Consider the following 573-nt stretch of genomic DNA (forward strand, 5'->3'; position numbering starts at 1 on the left):
AGGGGTATACACAAAAAGAAGTGGCCTATAAGATGAATATGACTCTGAATGAAATCAGGCAATTCGAAAAGATAGAAAGAGATATGAGCGATGTTGGGCTTGAAAAAAAAGAATGGCGTAGAGTATATAAAAATTAGGACCTGTTGATACCAGGTCCTTAGTCGCAGACTACATCTTTAAAGCATCTTTAAGGCCCTGCTGTAATACAAGTGAGAAGTTTATTCCTAGTTCTTTTCCTGCATCCCTCATCCACATGGGAACGGTGCAATTCACTGTCACGGATTTGTTTTTATGCCCCTCAAGATAGGGTAAGATGTTACACTCAATATAAACAATACGATCCGTTGAGTTGTACAGTTCGATGTCTTTAGCAGGGGTAGGGGGAGGAAGTTGTTCGTTTTTGTAAGTTAGTTCGACCAACCTTGAGATCAACAGGCTTTTGGCATTCAAGATAGCATTGCTTTCTGAAGAATGTAGCACAGCCGTTCCTGGAAAGTCTGGGAAGTAAATGCTAAATCCATCCGTTGAATGTTCAATCACGGCAGGATATAAAAAGGCACCGTCAGACATTTT

1 protein-coding gene is annotated in these 573 nt (G+C 40.5%); it reads right to left on the reverse strand.

The annotated features are described in order from the left end of the window. Positions 1–168: 168 nt before the first annotated feature. Positions 169–573 (reverse strand): type II toxin-antitoxin system HicB family antitoxin (locus tag C3B52_RS35800; RefSeq protein ID WP_306418846.1); only part of this gene is annotated, 405 nt, incomplete at its 5' end.

It is taken from the genome of Brevibacillus reuszeri (genome assembly GCF_002897295.1).
Taxonomy (GTDB): Bacteria; Bacillota; Bacilli; order Brevibacillales; family Brevibacillaceae; genus Brevibacillus; species Brevibacillus reuszeri_A.